The following is a 22127-nucleotide window of genomic DNA, read 5'->3' as shown; positions in this document are numbered from 1 at the left end:
GAACTAATTTATGTCCGTGAGCCTTTCCGAAGAAATCGCGCCGCTCCTGCCGTATCTGCGCAGATATGCAAGAGCTTTGGCGGGAAGTCAGAAAAGTGGCGACGCCTATGTCAGGGCTTGCCTGCAGGCGCTGGTGGCAGATCAGACCATCATCGACACATCTCATGGTGTGAAGATCGGTCTTTACCGGCTTTTCCATGTTCTTTGGAACGCAAGCGTCGTTCCGCCCGCCGCTCATGACGGGACTGTTTCCATCTTCGAGCAGACCGCGCAGCAGCGGCTTGCGACAATGGCGCCGGAAAGCCGGCAGACCTTGTTGCTGTCCACGCTGGAGGGTTTCTCCCTTCCCGAAACCGCGCTTATCATTCAGCGCAGCGAGGAAGATGTGACCACGCTGATCCAGGATGCGATCGCGGAAATCGACCGGCAGACCAAGACGGATGTGCTGATTATCGAGGACGAGCCGCTTATTTCCATGGATCTGATCCAGATTGTGGAATCCCTTGGTCATGGTGTTACCAGCGTGGCCCGGACGGCGAGCGACGCCATCGCTGCGGCCAAGGCACAGACCCCCGGGCTGGTTCTCGCCGATATCCAGCTTGCCGACGGCTCGTCAGGCATCGACGCGGTCAAGGAAATCCTTGCCGAAATGGCCGTGCCGGTGATCTTCATCACGTCCTTCCCCGAACGTCTGCTGACGGGCGAGCGTCCGGAGCCGACATTCCTGATCACCAAGCCGTTCAACCCGAACACGGTGAAGGCGGGGATCAGCCAGGCGCTGTTCTTCAAAGGCGCGGAAGAGGTTGCCGCTGCCTGACGGGTAGCGGTCATACGATGAGCACAGGGGGCGTGCCACCTTGCCTTCGTTCTTCGCGAACGGAGCCAGATGTCTTTTTGGGCAGACGTCCCTGCGTGCGCGCAGACAAAACGAATAGTGCCGGAAGGGAGAGGCGGGCCGGGCCCGCCCTCCACCTTCAGTGCCGCGCCATCCAGGTGTCGATTTCGCGCTCGGCTTCTTCGCGGGTCTTGCCGTATTTCTGCTGGATCAGGCCTGTCAGTTCGGTCCGGCGGCCGGCAACCCGGTCAACTTCGTCGTCGGTCAGCTTGCCCCATTGGGCGATGGCCTTACCTTTGAATTCTTTCCAGTTTCCTTCAATTCGGTCCCAATTCATCGGTCGTTTTCTCCTTGTCCTGATGGCACAGGGAAAACGGGTTCTGCTCTCGATGGTTCCGAATGAATTGCGGTTGGTGCCAGCTTCGGACGTGACCTGGTGTACCGGCATGCGGGAGGGGCTTCCTCGATGCGGAACCGCCGCGCAAGTTCATATGCCCGGATGACGGAGCAAAACCGAAATGTCTGAAATCGTGACCTATCTTTTTGGTGCGGCCTCGTTCATGCCGCATGGATACTGCCTGCTCTGGCGCCCGGACCTTGTGGCCATGCATGCGATCTCGGATGCCCTGATCGCGCTCGCCTATATCGCCATCCCCCTGATGATCCTTGATTTTTTGCGCAAGCGGCCGGACATTCAAGGCAATTCCCGGAAGATCGGCTATCTGTTCATCGCTTTCATCCTGGCCTGCGCCTTGACCCATCTGACGACCCTGGCAACACTCTGGTGGCCGGTGTACGGCGCACAAGGTCTGATCAAGCTGGTCACCGCACTTATCTCGGTGGCGACCGCTGTCGTCGTATGGCGGTTGCGGCCGATGTTGCTCGCCATCCCCTCGCTGCAGGATCTGGAGGAGGCCAACGATCTGCTGAAAGCTGAAAACCTTCAGCTTTCCAACAAGGTCGGCAGATCGCGTCAGGAGGTCAAGCGTATCAACGAGCGGTTCGAAACCGCCCTGACCGGATCCAACATTTCCGTTTTCACCCAGGACAAGGATCTGCGCTACACCTGGATCCACAATCCGCGGTTCGGCAAGAACGCCGAAGACATGATCGGTTGCGGCGACAAGGACCTTCTGCCGGAAGAGACCGCGGCGGAACTGGAGCCGGTCAAGCGCCAGGTGATGGCGACAGGTGAGACAGCATCCACCTATTTTGCGCTCGACAGCGAAGAGACGGGAACGATCTCCCTGGATCTGATCGTGCATCCGACACGGGACGGAGATGGTCAAATCGACGGTGTGCTGTGCACCGCGATCGATATGACCGAGAAGAACCTTTATGAAATCCGGCTAGCCTCACTGGCCAGTCAGCTTGCGGAGGCCAATCGGCGCTTCGAAAAGGCACTCGACGGTTCGCTCACCACCGTGTTCGAGCAGGATCTGGACCTGAAGTACACGCATGTCATCAATCCGTCGCCCGGGTTCAAGCCGGATTTCTTTATCGGCAAAAGCGACGCGGAGCTGTTTCCGGAGGAGGATCAGCTGAAGCTCATTCCGGTGAAAAAGAAGGTTCTCGAGACCGGCGAAAGCGCGGTGATCGAGTTCGACATGGACATGAAAGGGGTCAATCGCAGTTACAACATGCGCATGGAGGCCTCGCGCGACAAGGATGGCCGGATCGCCGGCCTGATCGGCATTTCCGTCGACCTGACACACAAGCGGGAAAACGAGCGGCAAATGCATCTGGTCATGCGGGAGCTGACGCACCGGTCCAAGAACCTGCTTGCAGTCATTCAGGCGATGGCCCGCCAGACGGCGGCACGCTCGGACAATACGGAGGATTTCGTCGAGAGTTTCGCCGCCAGGCTTCAGGCGATGGCTGCCAGCCACGATCTTCTGGTGTCCCAGTCCTGGTATGGCGCGGATCTGAAGGAGCTCGTGCTGGCGCATCTTGCGCAGTCCATCGACCCGGGAAGTCCGCAGATCGACATCAAGGGCGATCCGCATTCGATCACCGCGGACGCGGCTCAGAACCTTGGCCTTGCCCTGCACGAACTGACGACCAATGCCGCCAAATACGGGGCCTTGTCAGTGCTTGGAGGTAAATTGTCGGTGTCGTGGACCACGGAAAACGGCAAGATCCGTTTGATCTGGAAGGAAAGCGGTGGTCCGGAAGTGGTTCCACCGAAGCGCAACGGCTTCGGGCGGATGCTTCTGGAGCGGCTGGTCGGGCCCGCTCTCGACGGCGAGGTTACCATCGAATTTGCGCCGGAAGGCGTCCGCTGCGTGATCGAATTCCCGGCAAGGCAAACCGGTCTTTAACCGGCCTTGCCGTCCGGGGCAGAACGACGACCCGGACGGGCGATTCAGTTCCCCTGGCGGGAAGCTGCGCTCAGGACGATTTTCCGTGCGCGGTCTTCTCGCGCCGGAGAGCCTTCAGGGACTTCAGTGCCTCATCGATTTCCTCGATCAGCTCGGCTGGGGATCGGCCGTCCTCAGCCCCTGTCTGCGGTGCCTTGCGCAAGGTGGCCCGCCAGGCCAGCAGTGCCGTCCGCTTCTGTTCTAGCGACAACGACCGATCTTCCAGAACGCTTGCGGCAGTTCGGAACCCGGCAAATCGTTTGGGTACGCTGATCATGGTCTCGTACTGTTGGAACAATGGGGTCGTGCTCATGCGAAGGACCGTCTGCCGTCTTGCGGCAGACGGTCCTTCGTCGTCTTGCAAGTTACCTGGGGTTTGCCACCCGGGTTTCCGGCAGGTGCCGGTTACTCGGTAATGACAGCCCTCAGCATCCAGGCCGCCTTGTCGTGGAACGTGATGCGCTGGGTCAGGAGGTCTTCCGTCACCGGGTCACCATTGTCACCGGCATAGGCTGCCATGTCTCGCATTTCGGCCGCGATCATTTCATGGCTGTGTACCAGATCCTCGATCATCTCGAAGGCATTCGGCATGCCGCCGGCCGGCAGGCTGACGGTCAGGTTGAGCTTGCCTTCGTCGACGTTGACCGGAGCCCTGTGGCCCAGGGCACGGATACGTTCGGCCAGATCGTCCGTCGCGGCAAAAAGGTTCTCGTAGTGCTCTTCGGTAAGGTCATGGATCGACTTGAACAGCGGCCCGACGACGTTCCAGTGATACAGGTGCGATTTCACCGTGAGCATGTAGGTTTCGGCCAGAATGACCGAGAGATGCTTCGCCAGCTGTTCGCGCACCTCGGCAGGAACACCCGTCTTGATCGGGTCGACTTTCGGCGTTTCGATGTTCAGAACCTGAGATGTCGACATTGTTCTTTCCTTTCGTGCTGTCGGTTGGCGATGTCAGTTCCAGGACCGCAACCGACAGGGGCGCGTCCCGGATGTTCGCTAGGAAAAGTCTTCAGGTCCGACTCAGTTCCATGTTTTTGACAAAATTTCGATTATTGACAGTATGGAAAATGTGACTTCGAATTATTTCAATAATATTGATCGAGCAATTTCATCAGCCTGCGTGCCAGGTCTCGTTTTTCATTTTAATTGATCTTGCTGAATTCCATTAGAATCGCTTGATTATGGGAAGGTTATTGGAACCTTTCCGCGCAGGCTCGCGTTTTCCTTTGAGATTGTTTTCGGCAAGTCCGGAACAGCAAGTGAAAGGAAAGAGGCATGGCTTCCAGTTCCAGCTCCAGCATCAAGAAGGAAGACACCTACGACGCCCTGCGCGACAAGGGCTACAGCAAGGAAAAGGCGGCGCGGATTTCCAATGCCCAGGCGAATGATCGCCAGTCGCCGTCACGGAAAGGCGGCAAGGCCGCGCCCTATGAGACCTGGACCAGAGATGCGCTGTACGAGCGGGCGCAAGAGCTGGACATCCACGGCAGATCCAAGATGAACAAGGACGACCTGATCGAGGCTCTGCGCGGCTGATCACAGGCCAGATATGATGTCTGGCAACAATTCCAGCCACATTGGCTGGAACCAAATGGGCTCCAGGCCGTTTACAGGCCAGACCGCGACATTCAATAGCGCGGTGTCCAAGCGCCCGGTTTCCGGGCTTGATCCCATTCACGCATTGCGCACCGCCTGTAACCGGGGCCGCATGCAATTGAGAACAGGAGTGAGACCATGGCAACAGCGAAATCTGCCACGGCAACGGCTGCCAATCCTGCCAATGACACTGTAAGCGCCCGCGAGATCGAGGAAAACATCGAACGCATTCGCGGCGATATCGCTTCCCTGGCTGGTACGCTGAAAAAATACGGTTCCGGCAAGACGGATGAATACAAGGCCAAGGCCGCTGCGGCAGGCGAGGACCTGACCAAATTGTCCCAGAATGCCCTGAACGATCTTTCGGCAGAATTGCAGACCTACGAACGCGCTTTCGTCGCAGAAGTGCGCCGCCGTCCGCTGCAGTCGATCGGCATCGCTGCCGGTATCGGCTTCCTGATTGCAGCGCTGGTGCGCCGCTAATGCTCCTGCGCGCCCTTCCAATGGCCTTCGGGGCCGTTTCGCGAGACCTTAATGGCATGGTTCACCGTGCCAAACGCAATGCCGTGTTGAGCGGTATTGCAGCGGTTTGTTTCGCGACGGCTTACGCGGCCGGGGTTGTGGCTGCCGGCGCTTTTCTGGCGCCGATCTTCGGCCCGGCAGTGGCGGCGCTGCTGATTGCCGTCGTCATGGCCGTAACGGGACTGGTGTTTGTGGCGGTGCTCAGCTTTCTGAAGCACAAGGACCGCAAGCGCAAAGCGCATCATCAGGCGGCGCAGCGATTGACACTCGCTGCCGCCCTTTCCGTTCTGCCGCAGCTCACCAAGTCCAAAGGGCTGATGATCACCGTCGCATTGGGTGGTCTGGCTTTTCTGGCTGCGCAGGCACGAGGCGACGACGAGCGCGGCTAACCCCAAGTCGCGCCTTGTTGCCGGCCACCGGAGCATAAATTGATGACAGCGCAGCCAGACCCACCCGCCACGACCAGACTTGTATCCCCTCTGGCTGTGGCCCAGACGCTCAACTCGGATCCGGTTGTTCGCATCTCGCTGGTCATTCTGTGTACCATCGCGGTGATCGCGGCCCTGGATATTGCCCAGGTGGTTTTTGCACCCGTCTGCCTGTCGATCGTCGTCGGCACCATCTTCACCCCGCCAATGGAACGCCTGGCCCGCATGGGGGTCCCGCCCTGGCTGTCCGCGGGGGGCATGGTGCTGGTCTTTGTCGCGCTGATCCTGACTGCGGGGGCGGCCTTCGTCGTGCCGCTCTCGGACTGGCTGGACAGGCTGCCGCTTATCTGGTCGCGCCTGCAAGCGCAGTTGATCAGCTGGCAGGGGTTCTTTTCCTCACTTGCAAGCTTGCAGGAAGACCTGCGCAGCGCCATGGGCCAGAAGGGGGGCATGCAGGTCAGCGTGGACGACAATTCCGCGGTCGAAAGCGTCTTCTATTTCGCACCGGCCTTCGTGGCCCAGGTGATCCTGTTTCTGGCCAGCCTCTATTTCTTTCTTTTGACGCGTCCGCATTTGCGCCGGGCCGCGCTGCAGCTGTCGCCGGACAGCGAAAGCCGCCGGTCCACCGTGACCGCGTTCCGCACCATAGAAGAGCGGCTGTCCACCTATCTGATCTCGATCAGCGTCATCAACGCGGCACTCGGTGTGGCGGTGGCCCTGACCATGTGGGTACTCGGTGTGCCGTCGCCGCTGCTGTGGGGCATGCTGGCCGGTGTGCTGAATTATGTTGTTTATCTGGGGCCGGCGATCATGGTGCTGGTGATGAGTGCCATCGGCCTTGCGACCGGCAACACACCGCTGGCGATCCTGACGCCGCCGCTGGCCTATCTGGTACTCAACCTGATCGAAGCGCAGTTTGTCACGCCGACGGTTCTCGGGCGGACCATGACATTGAATCCCTTTGCAGTGTTCCTGGCCATCGCTTTCTGGATCTGGTTATGGGGACCGGTGGGCGGTTTTGTCGCCGTGCCCTTGCTGCTGGTTGTCGGGACGGTGCTCGAGATCATGAATGAGCCTTCCCACGAGGACAAGGCTGAGCCGTCTGACACCGAGGCCAGCCCCTGAGCGAGCGCCAGCAAACCCCAGAGGACGGGTTCTCCGGGGGGCATTCCTGGGCGCGTGCGGGGCTACAAGAAACATTGCGCCTTGCCAGCACTTCGCGAAAGGACTTGCCTGTCATGTCATGCAGAAGGTGAGACGTGAGTGAAGCCGGCGTCGCCAGAGGTTGCCGAGGAAGCCATCCTGCCCATCCGTTTCAGGTCTGCCATGTCCCCGCTCGTGCTGCGCACTTCACAAGGGCTCATTGGTACAGACAAAATAAAAGCCGCCAGGAAATGGCGGCTTTTCAACGATTATGCTTCATGAACTCATTACTCGGTATGATAGGCCAGCATGCCGTGGGAAATCGGCCAGCCGGTACAGGTGGTCACGCGAATGCCGGACACACAGCGCATCGGACGGCCATGCACGTCGGCAAGTTCAACCTTGAGGTCACCCTTGGGAGCGGCCTTCTGCTCAACTTCCGCCGGTGCGGTCGCGATGTTTGTGTTAGCGGTTTCAGCGTCCGCTTCATTGGAAAACATGGGTTCCGCCAGTGTCAGGCAGGATGCCACGACAGCGGCAATGGCAATTGCCGCGGGGGCGTTGGTCGGGATGCGTTTTCGATGCAAGAACATGATGTCTACCTCCAGCCTGTAAACGCCCGAGTAAAGAAAAGGTTTCACGCTTTTACGGAGTAGCTGAAGGCTATGAGGTCAAAGTGGAAAATCCGTCAGGCCGATAACTTATGTTAATGCAGGGCGATTGATTTCGTGTCATCTTGCAGCCAGTCAAACAGTCTGACCATGAGAACCTTCGTGACAACGGAATCCCACATCACCGCGCCGGTGTCGCGCGGGCCTGCTTTGGTTGTCGAAGACAACCCGATCATTGCGCTCGACACGCAGATGATGCTGGAAGAACTCGGGTTCTCGCCGGTGCAGACGCTTGCGAACCTTTCCGAGGCGGCGGAGACACTGGCCGCGCACCTGTTCAGCTTCGTCATTCTGGATGTGAAGATAGGTGACGACACCAGTCTGGCGGTTGCCAAACAGCTTCTGGAAAAGGGGACGAAGTTCATCTTCGCCAGTGGCTACAGCGACCTCGGTTCGCTTCCCACGGTTTTCGAAGGGCAGGCCATCTTGAGCAAGCCCTATACAAAAGCCCAGATCGACGCCCTCATCTGACCCTGGATCGTACCCAGTCAAAGGGGCGTGCCGCTCTCAGATGAGCGGTCGGCAATGATCGCCCATGCTTTCGTAAGACGCGATTTTTTCCAGCGCGTCCCTGTCCAGGATCCGGATCCGGTCTCTGGTCCAGTTGATCAGCCCTTTCTCCTGCAACTTTCGAAGCGTTCGGCTGGTGTGAACCGGCGTGATGCCGAGCGCGTCGGACAGATGGCTTTGGGAAAACGGTGCGTCGAGCGCCTGGTTGCTGGCATAGCCGATGGCCTCGCCACGTTCGTAGAGATGAAGGATGAGATAGGCAAGCCGCTCCAGAGCGGTGCGCTGACCGAGGCTGATAATGTGCCCGTCCAGTATCTGCTCCTCGCGGGCTGCAATCCAGGTCATTGAATAGGCGAGGGTGGGGTAGTCCTTGAACATGGACCAGACCCGGTCACGCTGAAAGACACACAAGGTGGTGTCGGTAAGGGCCGTCACGGTGTGCTGCATCTCGTTCAGGACAGCAAGCTGCAGACCAACGAGATCGCCCGGCAGGGCAAAGTTCAACACCTGGCGCCTGCCGTCAGCCAGAACCTTGTGACGAAAGGCCCAGCCGTCCAGAATGGTATAGAGGTGAGGGCTCTTGTTTTCTTCCTGAACGATCGTCGCCCCGGCTTCGACGGTCAGTTCACCGGTCTTGAAATCCGAAATGAAATCCAGTTCCTTGTCGTCCAGGGCACGGAAAATGGTCTTGCGTCTCAGCGGGCAGGTTTGACAATTGGTTTGAAACGGGTCGGTTTCGGTCATTCAAATGGCATCTCCATTGCAATTGATCAAAACGCTTTGAACAGCCGCAGGTTCCCATTTGAGGCAGAAGCTTGCGGGAAAGCAACCCCGGCAGCTTGACGGCCTGGGCCAAGATGCAATGAAATGTCTGAAACCGCGCGGACGGGGCTCCCGTCCGCGTGGAAATCTGCCGGACCTTAGGGGCGCAGAATGGTGTAGCCGTCTTCGTTCAGCTCCATCAGAGCGACGGCCCCGGCCGAAACGACCTCGACACCTTCCAGCAATTCGATGTCCTTGCCTTCTTTCTTGGCCATGGCCTGACGGGTGTTGTCACAGGCTTCGAAAGCGACATTCGGCATGCTTTGCACGAAGGATTTCATGCGGTCCGACACGGGAGAGGTATCCGCCCGGAACATGTGCAGGCCTGCATTGAAGGCAATGATCTTGATGTCGGATTCCTCGCCCATTTCGGAGTAGTGCCGGGCAACGTTGGCGGCGACGTTCAGAACGGTGTTCATCTTCTGCGGATCATTGTCGCTGATCTGCAGGGCAAGCTTGTGGACGCCGTCTTCCGCGAGTGCGGCAGAGGCAAGCATCAGCAGGGCTGAAGCGGCCACTGCCAGTCTTGAAAACATTCCCATCGTTTCCTCCTCCTATCGCCGCAGGATATCCTGCGGCGGCCTTGCGCGGGCGGCCTTTCTTTCACGGGCCGTTGCCGCAAAACGATGTCAGTCGACGCCTCCCATGCCCGAGGCCTCGTCATCGTCGACGGAACCGGGGGTCACGTCGAGAATACGGGCACGCATGGTGATCTCGACTGCGCTGTCCTTGCAGTTGCTCATGCAGGGGTCGGCCTTGGCGGCATAATGCGGCTCTTCGGCACGATCATCAGCTATGAAGTTTTCCTCGTTGGGAAGGCGGGTCTCCAGGAAGTTGTCTTTCGACAATTCGAAGTCCTCGTCCTCGACAATGTCGTTCAGATAAAGGAGATAGGCCGTCAGTGCGTAGACGTCGTCATCCGACAGAGAGCGCGCGTTGCCATATGGCATGGCACGGCGGACGTAGTCGTAGACCGTGGACAGATACGGCCAGTAGGAACCGATCGTCTTTTCCGGACGTTCCTCGGTGAGCGTGTCCTGGCCGCCCGCCAGAACCGGCCAGCGGCCGACGCCTTCACCGAAGTCGCCGTGACAGACCGCGCAGTTCTCGGTGAACAGCACTTCGCCATCGGCCACCGTGCCTGAGCCTTCCGGCAGGCCGGTGCCGTCGGGGCGAATGTCGATGTCCCAGGCTGCAACCTCGTCGTCCGTCGCCACGCGGCCCAGACCGAAGACACCGCCATCACGGGTTTCGGACACCGGGGCGGCCGGGGCTTCCGCAGCCGTGTCGGCGCTGGTGGTTTCCGTCTCTTCGGCAGCCGCCTCTGCGGCGTCTTGCTGGTCAGCCGGAGCGGCGCCGCTGGAGAAGGAGGCCAGATAGGCAATCACGTTGTCCAGATCGTCCTGCTTCTTCAGTCCGGCAAAGGCCATCTTGGTGCCCTTGACCATGTCCTTGGGCTTGGTCAGATAGGTCGTCAGCGTCGCCTCGTCCCAGACGAGGCCTCCATCACCGGCTTCGATCATCGCCCTGGAATACTTGTAGTCCTCGAGCGAGCCGGCCGTGCGGCCGAAAACGTCGTTCAGTTCCGGTCCGACCTTGTGCTTTGCGCCTTCCCCTACCGCGTGGCAGGCCGCGCATTTCTTGAAGACCTTCTCACCCTTTTCTGCGTCTCCCGCCTGAGCCGTTGCGGCAAGCAGGGGCAGGGTGGCGATCACGGTTCCAAGGCTGAGGGCTTTAAGAAACTTCGACATTTTCCACCGTTCCGTCTGCTTTGACATACCAGGTCTGGATGCCGTTGTTGTGGTAGATCGAGTTTTCGCCGCGGGCGGCACGCAGCTCGTTCTTGGTCGGCTGGAAGAAGCCGTGCTCGTCCATCGCGCGGGACTGGAGCAGCAGGTCCGAACCGTCCCAGTCGATGTCGAGATAAAAGCGGTGCATGGCCTTCGATAGACTTGGGCCGTCGAGGCGGGCCGTCTTCCAGTTCCGGCCACCATCAAGCGAGACATCCACCCGCTTGATCCGTCCATTGCCGGACCAGGCGACGCCCGAGATAACCATCGGTCCCTTGCCGTGACTGATCGGAGCCTGCGGGCTCGGCGAGGTAATGACGGATTTGGGATCCATCACCCAGGTGAAGCGGCGGGCCTTGCCGTTTTCCAGAAGGTCCGTGTATTTGGACGTTTCCTCGCGCTGGTGCCAGGGTTCGTCGCCGACCTCGATCCGGCGCAGCCATTTCACCCACATGTTGCCTTCCCAACCGGGGACGACCAGGCGCAACGGATAGCCCTGTTCGGGGCGCAGGGCTTCGCCGTTCATCTTGAAGGCGACCAGGCAGTCGTCGAGGGCCTTTTCCATCGGGATGGACCGGGTCATGGCCGAGGCATCGGCACCTTCCGGCATCACCCATTTGGCGTTGGTCTTGAGACCGGCCTCTTCCAGGATCAGCTTCAGCGGAACGCCGGTGTACATCACGCAGTGAACCATGCCGTGAGTGTACTGGCAGCCGTTGAGCTGGGAGCCGCGCCATTCCATACCGGAGTTGGCGGCGCATTCCAGGAAGTAGACCCTGTTCTCGCGCGGGAAGCGCTTCAGGTCTTCCATGGTGAAGACCAGCGGCGTGTCGACGAGACCGTTGATCATCAGCCGGTGATCGGCCGGGTTTATCTCGGCAATGCCGCCGTGGTGACGCTCGAAACACAAGCCGTTGGGCGTGATGATGCCGTCCAGCTCATGAAGGGGTGTGAAGTTGACAGAACTTTCGGTGGAGGCGGTCAGCCACTCCACGTCGCGGCGAACCACATGGGCCTCGAATTCCGACGGCACGCCATAGGGGCGCGCCTGAACACCGTCGCCGAGATAGCGGTTCCAGTCCTGAATCTCGGTGATCAGCGGATCACCTGCCGCGCGCGCGGCGCCTGCGGTGCCTGCAACGGCGCCCGCTGCGAACCCTGCTTTCAGGAGGGAGCGCCTGGACAAGCCGGGCGTCTTGGAGTTGGTTTTGTCAGTCATGATCGTGTCCTCAGGATCTCTGAAGAAATGGCATCATCCTGCCAGCTTGACGGACTGGTTGTCCGGCAGGCTGACCACGGGATTGCTGGTGAGGTAGGCTTCGACGACTTCGGCGATGGGTGGGCCTTCGGTGCCCTCGTTGACCGAAGCCCAGCCGGCAACGACATATTCCCTGGCCGGTTCGATGGGCTCGCCGGTGGCAAGCAGGGTCATGCCCGAAATGCGCTCGCCGATGTCCTTGTTGGGGTCGATGGTGTAGCCCATGCCCCCCACGCGGACCATGTCGCCGCCCTGCTGGTAGTAGGGGTCCTTGTTGAAGAGGTTGTCGCCGACGTCTTCCAGAATGTCCTTCAGCATCTGACCGGTCATCGGCGAGCGGTAGGCCGCCGGATAGGTCATGGCGCAGGCGTTGTGGACGTCCTCGAAGGTGATGTCCTGGCCCGGCAGAACCGATGTCCCCCAACGGAAGCCGGGCGACAGGGCAATCTCGGCGTCGCGTTCGCTTAGCAGCGCCTGGCAGATCAGATCGTCGAAGGTGCCGTTGAAGTTACCGCGCCTGTAGAGAAGGCTCTCGGTCTTGCCGACAACGCGGGCGAGATCCGCTTCGTACGGCGCGCGGACCTCATCGATCAGCGCTGCCATGTCCGCGTCCGGGGTGATCACGTCGGAGAAGATCGGGATCAGGCGGTAGCCATAGCCTGCCAGTTTGCCGTCCTGGACGTCGAGATCGACCCGGGAAACGAATTTGCCGTTGGAGCCGGAGGCGATCACCAGCGTGTTGTTGACGATGACCGGCTCGGGCAGGGCGTCGTGGGTGTGCCCCGTCAGAATGACGTCGATGCCGTCGACACGCGACGCCAGCTTGCGGTCAACGTCAAAGCCGTTGTGCGACAACAGCACCACGATTTCAGCGCCTTCGTCGCGCGCTTCGCCAACGTGTTTGGCAATGTCTTCCTCGCGGATGCCGAAAGACCATCCCGGGATCATCCAGCGGGGATTGGCAATCGGCGTATAGGGGAAGGCCTGGCCAATGACGGCGACCTTGGTGCCGCCGCGCTCGAACATCTTCCACGCTTCGAAAGCTGGTTCGTCCCACTCGTTGTCGTAGATGTTGGAGCCGAGGAAGGAGAAGGGCAGGCTGTCGATGACTTCCTGGACCCGGTCGGTGCCGTAGGTGAATTCCCAGTGGCCGGTCATGGCATCCGGCTCCAGCGAATTCATGATCGTGATCATGTCTTCGCCCTGGGTTTCGTTCGATGTGTAGCTGCCCTGCCAGGTGTCGCCGCCATCCAGGAGAAGGACATTGTCGGCGCCACGTTCGGCGCGAATGCGCTTGATGACGGTGGCGACCCTGTCCATGCCGCCCATCTTGCCGTAGCTCCTGGCCAGGGAGACGAAGTCCTCGGAGGTCAGTGCGTAGGCATCCGGAGAGCCGGGCTGGATGTTGTAGAGCTTCAGGAAATCGGCGCCGGTCACATGGGGCGGTTTGCCGTTGACGTCGCCAATGCCCAGGTTGATGGACGGTTCGCGGAAGTAGATGGGCTTCAGCTGGGCGTGGATGTCGGTGATATGCACCAGCGTGAGCTTGCCTTTCGGCTCCATCCCCAGGAGCTGGTCCTCGGTGAGGGCTTGCTGTGCCATCAGCCGCGACCACGATCCCGCCATGCCAGATCCCAGCAAGGCACTTGTCGCGGTTGCCGCCATCAGGAACTCACGTCTTGAGAACATCCTCGGTTACTCCAAACCAACGGCCGTCTCCCGGCCGGTTGCACAGTTTTCCCGTTGATGCGCGGCCATGCCGTGCACCCCGGTCATCCCACGTTCGGGACAAAGATTTTTTCAGCCCTGTTCTTTCCGCCAGTCGCCGGGCCGGAAAAGAAACCGGCGCGGCGGCTGTGACCGCGCCGGAAGTTGAACGGTCAGCCTATTGGCGAACCGCCGGGGTTTCGATGTCGAGCCCCGTGCCGCGCCAGGTCACATAGACCTCCAGAGCCATCAGCTCGTCGGAGAAGGCTGCCGGGAAAGCTGCCCGCGTATCGCGAATACAGCCACGGAAGCGGTTGTGCAGGGACACCATCGCGCTCTGCTTCAGCCGGTAGGTCGGGAAGCCATTGACGTTGCCCTGGCTGAGGTGATCGGCCCGGATGTAGTTGCCGTTGTAGTTTTCGTGACAGGTGGCGCAGGCCAGGTTCAACTGACCCGTGCGGGTGTAGTAGAGTTCCTTGCCTTTTTCCCACCAGTCCTGCATCTCGCCCTCGCTCAGGTCGACGTGCATCGGCATGCCGAGCGACTGGTGCTTGATGTAGGTTGTCAGGGCCTTCTGATCGTCGGCGTCGAACTTGTAGGGCTTGGCCTGCATGTTCTGTTCGCGGCACTGGTTGATCTGCAGCTCGATGTTGAACGGCTTGCCGGCATCCTCATTCCACTTGGGATAGCTGGCACCAAGACCCTTGAGGAAGCTTTCGGCGTCCTCGTGGCAGGACGCACAGGATTTTCCTGCTTCGCCGTCCACCGTGTTCCAGATTTCCTCACCGCGTTCGACATAGAGCATGCCCGGGTTCTGGAAGCTGTCGGCTTCAAGGTCACGGGTCTCGGGCGTCCGGTAATGCCAGCCGGAAATCAGTTCATCGAAAGGGTGTCCTTCCGGTGCCGGAACCCGGGTGTTGATTTCCATTTCACCGTCGATAACGAGCTTATCGTCAACCGGCCCCCCGGCCAGGCTAGCGCTTGTGCCGACCATCATTACTGCGAACATGGTGGCTATGCGTTTCGTTCTATTGGCCAAATCGTCTCCTCCCGATTTGAGCGGTCCCTGGAACATCCTGTCGTCGAATGACGGCAGATGAGATGTTCCAACACTCTCGAAGCAATCAGCGTCCGGCTGTTCAATCGTTTCCGATGTCACAGCCGCCGATCCTGGGTTGCCACCTATTCAACAGTGATCTTGTTCTCGGTCTCGTAGACGCTGCCGTCGTCGTCAACCCAGGTGAACTTGAACGTTCCGGACTCGTTCACCTTGGCGTTGAACTCCATGTAGGGGTTCGCCGAAACGGCCGGGTCCATGTCGCAGGAAAACACCACCTGTCCGTTGAACTCGCAGGTGAACTTGTTGATGATCTTGCGCGGCACCAGGTTGCCCTGCTTGTCCTTGCGCTGACCGGATTCCATCGGGTGGCTGATGAGCGTCTTGATGGTGATGACTTCTCCCGCAGCTGCCTTCTTGGGCACTTTCACGCGCGGTTTCGGTTCTGCCATGACTTTAGTTCCTTCGTATCCCTGATCTGCTTGCCGGGCGGCAGTGCGGCTGAACGCCGGTGCCGGTCCTGCGGCCAAGCCGCGTCTGTCCGGCGGATCAGCCGCCGCAGCCGCCGATGGTGACTTTCACTTCCTTGCGGTCGATGAAGGTGGAGCCGTCGTTCATCTTCGCGACAGCGATGACGTTCTGCGTCTTGGCCAGCCGGATCCGTGTCTTGGCTTCGGCAGCCCCGCTCATGGCGGTGAAGTGGAACGTCGCAACGGCCGGGTTGGGGTTGCCGTCGGCGAGAATGAGGACGGATTCAACAAAGCTGTCTGCCGTCATCGGGCTGTCGACGGAGACGCCGACCGGCACCGTGTTGCCGTTCTCTGCGATTTCCGGCGTGTCGAGGGACACTGTGCCCTCCTTGGGGTCGGCACCGCCGGTGAAGGCCTTGATGGCCTCTTCGGTCTGGTCGGTTGCGGCGAAGGATACCCGCGATCCGGCAGCCACGAACGCGGCGGTTCCTATCGTCAGTCCAAACACCTGGCGTCTTGTAAAGCTCATCTCTTGCTCCTTGAAACCCGAGATCAATTCTCTTTCAGCGTCATGAGATAGGCGACGACGTCCTCTACCTCTTGCGCTGACAGGATGGTTTTGCCGGCGAATTCCTCGTCGACGTTGATGCCCACCTTCAGGGTGTAGAAACCGGGCATGATGGTCTGGTCACCGAAGACGTCCTTGCTGTTGACCACGATGGCGCGCAGTTGCGCCTCGCTCCAGCGGTCGGCTGCGCCGTCCAGGACGGGGCCGACTTCGCCGTGGAACAGCTGTGCGCTGAGATCGGCATTGGCATGGCAAGCCAGGCAATTGCCCTTCTTGCGGTCGGCGAAAGCTTCGCGCCCGGCCAGCGGGTCTCCCTGAACGCCTGTCAGGGATTGGGACAGTTCCATATCGACGATGGGAACGCTGTCCGGGGCAACCGTTCCGGCGGTTGCTGCGGAAGCGGCCAAGACGGCTAGGCCGGCAAAGACCGCCGGCAGGCTCAAATGTGTCGCGCCCTTGAACATTGTGTCGGCTTTCCTCCTCAGTGCGGAACGCCCGGCTGTGGTGCCGTTTGCGTTCCTGCGGCAGGTCCGATTCCCCAGCCTGCCTGTCCTCCTCATATTAAAAGATATGATTTTTTGCATATGTTATGCAATAGGCCTTTTGCCGTATGCGGCATAAACCTGTTTTATTCGTGCTCCCTATTCCGCGTCGAGGCGTCCTTTCTCGCGCAACTCGTTGATTATGCGGGCATGATACTTCTGGAAATGCTCATCCCCCTCATAGCCTTTTTCCCGAACCCACTGGAACATGTTCAGGAAAGTCCACTTGCCGAAGGCGCCGGGCATGGTTGCAACGGCTACTTCCGACACGGTTCCCTCGCTCGGAACTTCTTCCGGCAGAAACACGATCGTCGGGGTGAAGACGTAGCCCCATTTGCGGGCGGCGGTCTTTTCGGTCAGTTCCTCACCGTCCAGATCGATCACTTCCTCATCGCCGAACATGTTGTATTGCACGACCATGAAGTTCTCTTTGATGTAGTCGGACACCTCCGGATCGGAGAGGATCTTTTCGTGCATCTGGCGGCAATAGATACAGCCGCGTTGCTCGAAAATGATTGCCAGCCGCTTGCCTTCGCCGGCTGCGGTTTCAATGTCTTCGCCGATGTCGCGGAAGGTCACGGTGAACCAGGGCTGCTTGTGCAGGCCGTCGTCGCCGAGCGTTGCGGCGAGCGCTGTCGTGGTCAGGGCCACCATGAGCTCGACTGCCAGGATCAGATGTTTCCAGATACGCATGTCATTGTCCTCCCTGGACCGGATACCGGCCGGTCAGCCGATTTGTGAGAAAACCGGGAATGTTTCGAGAAGCCAGAAGGCGATTGCCGACATCTGCCCGGTGATGAACAGCAGGCCGGTCACGACCAGCAGCCCCCCCATGATCTTTTCCACTGTGCCCATGTGTTTGCGGAAGCGGCCGGCCATCTTCAGGAAACGGCTGGCAAAGGCCGCCGCCAGGATGAAGGGCAGGCCGATGCCGAGCGCATAGACCGCGAGCAGGCCGGCACCGTGCCAGGTGGTGTCCGACGACCCGGCCACGAACAGGATCGCAGCCAGAACCGGGCCGACGCAGGGTGTCCAGCCGAACGCAAAGGCCAGGCCCATGACGAAGGCCCCGACAAGGCCTGCAGGCTTGCGTTCCACATGGATGCGGGCTTCGCGAAACAAAAGGCCAATGCGAAAGACACCGAGAAAATGCAGGCCCATGACGATGATGATCGCCCCGGCGACGTAAGACAGGATATCGTAATAGCGGGCGATCGACTGGCCGATGACGCTGGCCGTTGCGCCCAGGGCGACAAAGACCAGCGAAAAGCCGAGCACAAAGGCGATGGCGGCCAGAATCACCCGGCGACCTGTTTCCGCTGTTGCGGTTTCGCCCTTCAGTTCATCGACGCTGACACCGGCCAGATAGCACAGATAGGGCGGCACAATCGGCAGCACGCAGGGCGAAATGAATGAGAGCAGGCCCGCCAGAAAGGCGGCACCCAGAGAAACATCGAGCATTCATTTCCTCCCAGAGAAACTCGATCTTCGGTTGCTTTAAAATATTCAAAAGTTCCTATATATTGCAATGAAAGAAATGTGGAGACTGCAAAATGTCCGTCGCGACACGTGCGATGATCCTTGCCGGAGTGTTATTTTCCGGCCTGTTTCAAGGGCTTTCGGCCTGGAGTGCCGAGCTGGTCATGCTGGAACAGCCTGGGTGTGTCTGGTGCAAGCGCTGGAACGAAGAGATCGGCATAGCCTATCCGAAGACGACGGAAGGCCGGCAGGCACCGCTGCGCCGGGTCGATATCACCGGCGACTGGCCGCAGGACCTGGCCGGTATTCCCAGGGAGCGCATGACGCCGACGTTCATTCTGGTTGCCGACGGCGTTGAAATAGACCGGTTGCGCGGCTATCCGGGAGAGCACTTCTTCTGGCCGCTGCTGGGCGATATGCTGAACAAGCTTCCAGACAACACCAAGTGATGTTGTTGATCCGGTCCTGAAGTTAAGGCATGAATCTGCTGTGTGGATTTGTGCGCTGCAATGGCGATGCTGACAAAGGGTGTGGGTTCGGGATGATTTTGCCGGCCTTGGACAAGAACATGGATGCGAAGGACCTCGACCTGCTGATGGAGCAGGCGCGGAAGGCGAGCGACCTGCTCAAGGCCCTTTCGCACGAAGTGCGTCTCGTGATCCTGTGCCTGTTGTCGGAAGGCGAAAAATCCGTTTCGGAGCTGGAAGAAATCCTGACCATGCCGCAGGCCGCTGTATCGCAGCAGCTTGCCCGGCTTCGCCTGGAAGGCCTGGTGCAGTCGCGGCGCGACGGGCGCATGATCTACTACAGCCTGATGAATGACGAAGTGAGTTCGATCATCTCGAATCTCTACGACCTTTTCTGCAAGGATGTCCGCGCTCCGGAACAATAAGCGCTGGCAGCTGGTCTAAGGTGCGTGCAACGCAGCAACGAGTTCGATTGCTGCAGTTTTCGCCGCCTGCTACGGTTTATGGAAATCGCCGACAGAGCGAGTATTGGAAACGCAGCCGGAGAACCCGGCGGAGGGTAGGACGCGCATGGTCAATCTGGATCCGGCGGTACTGACACCGCTCCTCGGTGTGCTTGCGGGGTGCGTGCTCGGCGTCGTTGCCCGTTCGAGCCATTTCTGCACCCTGTCCGCACTTGAGAGGCATTGGTATGCGGGCGACAGCAGCGCCCTCAGAACCTGGGTGCTTGCTTCCGTCTCGGCGCTGATCGGCACGCAGCTGCTTGTTGCCGTCGGCATGGCCGACACGGCTGCATCCTTTTATCTGTCCCCGGAATTTGCCTGGACAGGCGCCATCCTCGGCGGGTTCATGTTCGGCATCGGCATGGCCCTAGTCGGCACCTGCGGTTTTGGCGCCGTGCTGCGCCTTGGAGGCGGCAGCCTCAGGGCGCTGGTGGTCCTGACGGTGATCGGCCTGTCTGCGCTGGCGGCACAGAGAGGCATAGTCGGCATCTTGCGGGTGCCGCTTGTTGACGATCTTGCCGTTTCCTTCACCGCAAGCGGCAGCCAATCCATGGGCGACATCGTCTCGACCCTGTTCGGCATGAAGCTGCAGGGTGTGGTTGCTATCCTGATTGCCCTGGCGGGGCTGTTCTGGATCTTCAAATCGGCCTCCTATCGCCGTCAATGGAGCAAGATCGGAACCGGCGTCCTTATCGGCAGCGTGATTGCCTTCGGCTGGTTTGCAACGACCTTCCTTGCCGAACGTTCCTTCAATCCGGTTCAGATCGAGGCAGGGTCCTTCGTGGTGCCCGTGGGCGACACCATCATGCAGCTGATCACCTATACAGGCACCCTGCCGGATTACGGTGTCGGCCTGATTATCGGGACACTTTTCGGAGCCGTGGTCGCGGCCCTGTGGAAGCGGGATATCCGCTGGGAAGCCTGCGACGATGCACGTGAACTCGGGCGTCATCTTCTGGGCGGCACGCTGATGGGCGTTGGCGGGGTGTTTTCCATGGGCTGCACCGTGGGGCAGGGCATCACCGGCTTTTCAACGCTGGCGATCTCAGCGCCGATTGTCATGGTGTCCATGGCATTCGGAGCCAGGGTCGGGCTCGCCTGGCTTGTGGAAGGCAATGTCTTTGCCGCTTTTCAGCGCAATCAGGGAGCGGCGCATCAGTCAGCGGCGGAGTAACTCCGCCGCCGTTGATCCCGTTCCTCAGACCGCAACGAAACTGTAGGCGTTGCCGGAGCGTTCGACATGTCCTCCACCCGGGTGGGGGAAGTGGTAACCGATGACGCGGGAGCCATCCTGTGCCAGCCGGTCCAGCAGGGCCTTGCGGGTGGCGATGCCCTGGTCGCGATCCTGGTCGGAACCGGAGGCCCAACCGGGTTTTTCGAACGAGATCACCGTGTTGGAAATCGCGTCGCCCACCACAAGCAGGCTCTCCGATCCACCGTGAAGCATGTAGGACATGTGCCCCGGGGTATGTCCTGCCGTATCGACGGCCTCAACGCCGGGCAGCACTTCCTGGCCCGGTTTGATCATCGCCACGCGATCCTCGATCACGTCGAAACGAGATTGCGCCCCAACCACGAAGCTCTTGCGCTCTTCCGGGGTCTTGGCAAGCGTGTCGTCCGCGCGCCAGTAATCCCATTCGGCCTGCGGCATCCAGATCTGGGCCTCCGGATAAAGCGGGTCATCAAAATCGTCCAGAATGCCCCACAGGTGGTCGGGATGGGCATGGGTGAAGATGATGTCGGTGATGTCCGACGGGTCGATGCCCGCGTCCGACAAGTGTTCCGGGAGGTTGCCCGCCGTGGACTGAAAATTGGCCCCTGAACCGACGTCGAACAGAACGGTGCGGTCGCCGGTTCGAAGCAGGGTGATGTTGCAGTCCGGCGTCAATGCGTCGGTGGCAAGACCGTGTGGTTTCAGAAGTGCCTCGATCTCCGCTTCGCTTTGCTCCGGCAGGATGAAGGACATCGGCAAGGTCAGGTGACCGTCGGAAAACACCGTGATGTCATGGGCACCGAGTGTCAGGTTTGCTTTGGCGAATGCGGGGGGTATCCGCCCGGCAAACCCCGCGGCTGTGAGCGCGAGACCTCCGGCAAGAACGTTGCGTCTCGTCAGATCTTTCCGAAATTGCCCGGACATGGCATCCTCCACATATTCAAACTTTTGAATTTATCTATGTTTCATTGAGAGAGGTCAATGCCTGTCGATGCAAATGAGGACCAAGCTGACGTCAAGCGAGGGTGCAGTGCGCACAGGTGACGCCCCGGGAGAGGCCCATGGATCTGACATTTCTTCTGGATGAGATTTCCGAACCCTGGCTGCTGGCAATCGGCGGTCTCGTTGTCGGGATAATGTTCGGTGCCTTTGCCCAGCAAAGCCGCTTCTGTCTGCGGGCCGCCAGCCTGGAGTTTTCGCGCGGTGCACCGAAGGACCGGTTGCCGGTCTGGCTGCTGACCTTTTCCTCCGCGGTTCTGTGCACGCAACTGCTGATCCATCTGGGTGAGGTTCAGGCCAATGAAGCGCGCCAGCTCGCCTCACCTCAGAGCCTCTCCGGGGCGCTTCTGGGCGGATTGATGTTCGGCACTGGCATGGTGCTGGCCCGCGGTTGCGCCAGCCGCCTTTTGGTGCTGTCGGCCACGGGCAACCTGCGGGCGCTGCTGTCCGGCCTCGTCTTTGCCGTTGTCGCCCAGGCCAGCCTGCGCGGGCTGTTGAAGCCGGTGCGAGAATGGTTTGCCGGTCTTTGGACAACCGGGGACATTGGCGGAAACGACCTCACGGAAATGCTGGGCCTGAGCACGCCGGTGACACTCGGCTTCACCGCCCTGTGGCTGTTGGCGGGTCTGGTTTTTGCATGGCGGTCACGCGTGAAGCTCTGGCAGCTTGTGGCAGCGGCGGGTGCCGGGCTCGCCATTCCGCTGGCCTGGTGGTTTACCTCGGCCATGGCACGGCAGGCTTTCGATCCCGTGCAGGTGGAAGGCGTAACCTTCACCGGTCCGTCCGCCGACGCCCTGATGCTGGTTCTGTCACCGCCGGGTGATCTGCTCGATTTCGACGTCGGGCTGGTTCCCGGTGTTTTTCTGGGATCGTTCCTGGCGGCTTTCCTGACGCGGGAACTGGCGCTTCAGGGGTTTGAAGGCGGCAAGTCCATGGCACGCTATCTCACCGGAGCAACGCTCATGGGGTTTGGCGGCATGCTGGCCGGCGGCTGCGCTGTCGGGGCCGGTATTACCGGGGCTTCCATCTTTGCCCTGACGGCCTGGATTACCCTGACCGCAATCTGGCTGTCCGCAGGGGTCGCCGACCGCCTGCTGACAAGCTATGACGCCCGCGCCCAGTTGGCCGGGGTGGCACCAACGGTGGAACCGGTAAAAGTGGCAACGTGAGTCCGAATAAGGTGT

27 protein-coding genes are annotated in these 22127 nt (G+C 60.1%); 11 read left to right on the top strand and 16 right to left on the bottom strand.

Features of this window, described 5'->3' with window-relative positions; genetic code table 11:
- The first annotated feature begins 16 nt into the window (after positions 1–16).
- On the top strand, positions 17–817 hold the full coding sequence (locus ACYQ54_RS07410) for a response regulator (protein ID WP_460081707.1): 801 nt from the start codon (positions 17–19) through the stop codon (positions 815–817).
- Between the two features lie 157 nt (positions 818–974).
- Here the strand turns inward: ACYQ54_RS07410 and ACYQ54_RS07405 are convergent, their stop codons facing one another.
- Entirely contained in the window at positions 975–1172 is a 198-nt protein-coding gene (locus ACYQ54_RS07405) for a CsbD family protein (RefSeq protein WP_460080735.1), read from the bottom strand.
- 181 nt (positions 1173–1353) lie between these two features.
- On the opposite strand from ACYQ54_RS07405, the gene ACYQ54_RS07400 reads away from it, so the two are divergent.
- Positions 1354–3156, top strand: a complete 1803-nt coding sequence (locus ACYQ54_RS07400; protein WP_460080733.1) for a sensor histidine kinase — start codon at positions 1354–1356, stop codon at positions 3154–3156.
- A 70-nt stretch (positions 3157–3226) separates the two neighbouring features.
- Here the strand turns inward: ACYQ54_RS07400 and ACYQ54_RS07395 are convergent, their stop codons facing one another.
- Positions 3227–3508, bottom strand: coding sequence for a hypothetical protein (locus ACYQ54_RS07395; RefSeq protein ID WP_460080731.1), 282 nt, complete (start codon positions 3506–3508; stop codon positions 3227–3229).
- 92 nt (positions 3509–3600) lie between these two features.
- Positions 3601–4116, bottom strand: a complete 516-nt coding sequence (locus ACYQ54_RS07390) for a Dps family protein (RefSeq protein WP_460080729.1) — start codon at positions 4114–4116, stop codon at positions 3601–3603.
- A 357-nt stretch (positions 4117–4473) separates the two neighbouring features.
- Here ACYQ54_RS07390 and ACYQ54_RS07385 point away from each other — a divergent pair, with 357 nt between their 5' ends.
- The 4 genes from ACYQ54_RS07385 to ACYQ54_RS07370 all read left to right on the top strand — a co-directional run bounded on the left by ACYQ54_RS07385 (position 4474) and on the right by ACYQ54_RS07370 (position 6869).
- Complete coding sequence (locus ACYQ54_RS07385; protein WP_460080727.1) at positions 4474–4734, top strand: DUF7218 family protein; 261 nt, start codon at positions 4474–4476, stop codon at positions 4732–4734.
- A gap of 198 nt (positions 4735–4932) precedes the next feature.
- Entirely contained in the window at positions 4933–5277 is a 345-nt protein-coding gene (locus ACYQ54_RS07380) for an ElaB/YgaM/YqjD family protein (RefSeq protein WP_460080724.1), read from the top strand.
- Positions 5277–5705: a hypothetical protein gene (locus ACYQ54_RS07375; RefSeq protein ID WP_460080721.1), complete on the top strand. Its 429-nt coding sequence runs from the start codon at positions 5277–5279 to the stop codon at positions 5703–5705. Before ACYQ54_RS07380 ends, ACYQ54_RS07375 begins: the two co-directional genes overlap by 1 nt.
- Before the next feature lie 42 nt (positions 5706–5747).
- Positions 5748–6869: an AI-2E family transporter gene (locus tag ACYQ54_RS07370; protein ID WP_460080718.1), complete on the top strand. Its 1122-nt coding sequence runs from the start codon at positions 5748–5750 to the stop codon at positions 6867–6869.
- A gap of 305 nt (positions 6870–7174) precedes the next feature.
- Here ACYQ54_RS07370 and ACYQ54_RS07365 read toward each other — a convergent pair whose 3' ends face one another.
- Positions 7175–7480, bottom strand: coding sequence for a hypothetical protein (locus ACYQ54_RS07365; RefSeq protein ID WP_460080717.1), 306 nt, complete (start codon positions 7478–7480; stop codon positions 7175–7177).
- Between the two features lie 180 nt (positions 7481–7660).
- On the opposite strand from ACYQ54_RS07365, the gene ACYQ54_RS07360 reads away from it, so the two are divergent.
- Positions 7661–8029 carry a response regulator gene (locus ACYQ54_RS07360; RefSeq protein WP_460080716.1) on the top strand — a complete coding sequence of 123 codons (369 nt, stop codon included), beginning with the start codon at positions 7661–7663 and terminating at the stop codon, positions 8027–8029.
- Between the two features lie 36 nt (positions 8030–8065).
- Here the strand turns inward: ACYQ54_RS07360 and ACYQ54_RS07355 are convergent, their stop codons facing one another.
- From ACYQ54_RS07355 to ACYQ54_RS07305, 11 genes are all read right to left on the bottom strand, one after another.
- Positions 8066–8812, bottom strand: coding sequence for a Crp/Fnr family transcriptional regulator (locus tag ACYQ54_RS07355; RefSeq protein WP_460080714.1), 747 nt, complete (start codon positions 8810–8812; stop codon positions 8066–8068).
- Positions 8813–8988: 176 nt separating this feature from the next.
- Entirely contained in the window at positions 8989–9432 is a 444-nt protein-coding gene (locus ACYQ54_RS07350) for a DsrE family protein (RefSeq protein WP_460080713.1), read from the bottom strand.
- Between the two features lie 87 nt (positions 9433–9519).
- Positions 9520–10641 carry a c-type cytochrome gene (locus ACYQ54_RS07345; RefSeq protein WP_460080711.1) on the bottom strand — a complete coding sequence of 374 codons (1122 nt, stop codon included), beginning with the start codon at positions 10639–10641 and terminating at the stop codon, positions 9520–9522.
- Complete coding sequence (gene soxC / locus ACYQ54_RS07340) at positions 10625–11899, bottom strand: sulfite dehydrogenase (protein WP_460080709.1); 1275 nt, start codon at positions 11897–11899, stop codon at positions 10625–10627. The genes ACYQ54_RS07345 and soxC overlap by 17 nt, the downstream gene beginning before the upstream one ends.
- Positions 11900–11932: 33 nt before the next feature.
- A complete protein-coding gene (gene soxB / locus ACYQ54_RS07335) occupies positions 11933–13627 on the bottom strand; it encodes a thiosulfohydrolase SoxB (RefSeq protein WP_460080708.1) in 1695 nt (564 codons plus the stop codon).
- A gap of 196 nt (positions 13628–13823) precedes the next feature.
- Complete coding sequence (gene soxA / locus ACYQ54_RS07330; RefSeq protein WP_460081704.1) at positions 13824–14654, bottom strand: sulfur oxidation c-type cytochrome SoxA; 831 nt, start codon at positions 14652–14654, stop codon at positions 13824–13826.
- 173 nt (positions 14655–14827) lie between these two features.
- Positions 14828–15154, bottom strand: a complete 327-nt coding sequence (gene soxZ / locus ACYQ54_RS07325; RefSeq protein WP_460080706.1) for a thiosulfate oxidation carrier complex protein SoxZ — start codon at positions 15152–15154, stop codon at positions 14828–14830.
- Between the two features lie 97 nt (positions 15155–15251).
- Positions 15252–15701 (bottom strand): thiosulfate oxidation carrier protein SoxY, encoded by a 450-nt coding sequence (gene soxY / locus ACYQ54_RS07320; RefSeq protein ID WP_460080703.1) that lies wholly within the window; start codon positions 15699–15701, stop codon positions 15252–15254.
- Positions 15702–15724: 23 nt separating this feature from the next.
- Positions 15725–16204: a sulfur oxidation c-type cytochrome SoxX gene (gene soxX / locus ACYQ54_RS07315; RefSeq protein WP_460080702.1), complete on the bottom strand. Its 480-nt coding sequence runs from the start codon at positions 16202–16204 to the stop codon at positions 15725–15727.
- Positions 16205–16381: 177 nt separating this feature from the next.
- Positions 16382–16936 (bottom strand): SoxW family protein, encoded by a 555-nt coding sequence (locus ACYQ54_RS07310; protein ID WP_460081701.1) that lies wholly within the window; start codon positions 16934–16936, stop codon positions 16382–16384.
- A gap of 72 nt (positions 16937–17008) precedes the next feature.
- Positions 17009–17743, bottom strand: coding sequence for a cytochrome c biogenesis CcdA family protein (locus ACYQ54_RS07305; protein WP_460080700.1), 735 nt, complete (start codon positions 17741–17743; stop codon positions 17009–17011).
- 92 nt (positions 17744–17835) lie between these two features.
- On the opposite strand from ACYQ54_RS07305, the gene ACYQ54_RS07300 reads away from it, so the two are divergent.
- The 3 genes from ACYQ54_RS07300 (at position 17836) to ACYQ54_RS07290 (ending at position 19905) form a co-directional block, all read left to right on the top strand.
- Entirely contained in the window at positions 17836–18210 is a 375-nt protein-coding gene (locus ACYQ54_RS07300) for a thioredoxin domain-containing protein (protein ID WP_460080699.1), read from the top strand.
- Positions 18211–18302: 92 nt separating this feature from the next.
- Positions 18303–18653 (top strand): ArsR/SmtB family transcription factor, encoded by a 351-nt coding sequence (locus ACYQ54_RS07295; RefSeq protein WP_460080697.1) that lies wholly within the window; start codon positions 18303–18305, stop codon positions 18651–18653.
- A gap of 145 nt (positions 18654–18798) precedes the next feature.
- Complete coding sequence (locus ACYQ54_RS07290; RefSeq protein WP_460080695.1) at positions 18799–19905, top strand: YeeE/YedE family protein; 1107 nt, start codon at positions 18799–18801, stop codon at positions 19903–19905.
- Positions 19906–19929: 24 nt separating this feature from the next.
- Here ACYQ54_RS07290 and ACYQ54_RS07285 read toward each other — a convergent pair whose 3' ends face one another.
- Positions 19930–20868, bottom strand: a complete 939-nt coding sequence (locus ACYQ54_RS07285; protein ID WP_460080694.1) for an MBL fold metallo-hydrolase — start codon at positions 20866–20868, stop codon at positions 19930–19932.
- A gap of 137 nt (positions 20869–21005) precedes the next feature.
- On the opposite strand from ACYQ54_RS07285, the gene ACYQ54_RS07280 reads away from it, so the two are divergent.
- Complete coding sequence (locus ACYQ54_RS07280; RefSeq protein ID WP_460080693.1) at positions 21006–22112, top strand: YeeE/YedE family protein; 1107 nt, start codon at positions 21006–21008, stop codon at positions 22110–22112.
- The last annotated feature ends 15 nt before the right edge of the window (positions 22113–22127 follow it).

This window comes from Roseibium sp. LAB1, assembly GCF_054658235.1.
The sequence above is the reverse complement of the archived record's forward strand: the minus strand, read 5'-3'. Positions and strand labels throughout refer to the sequence as shown.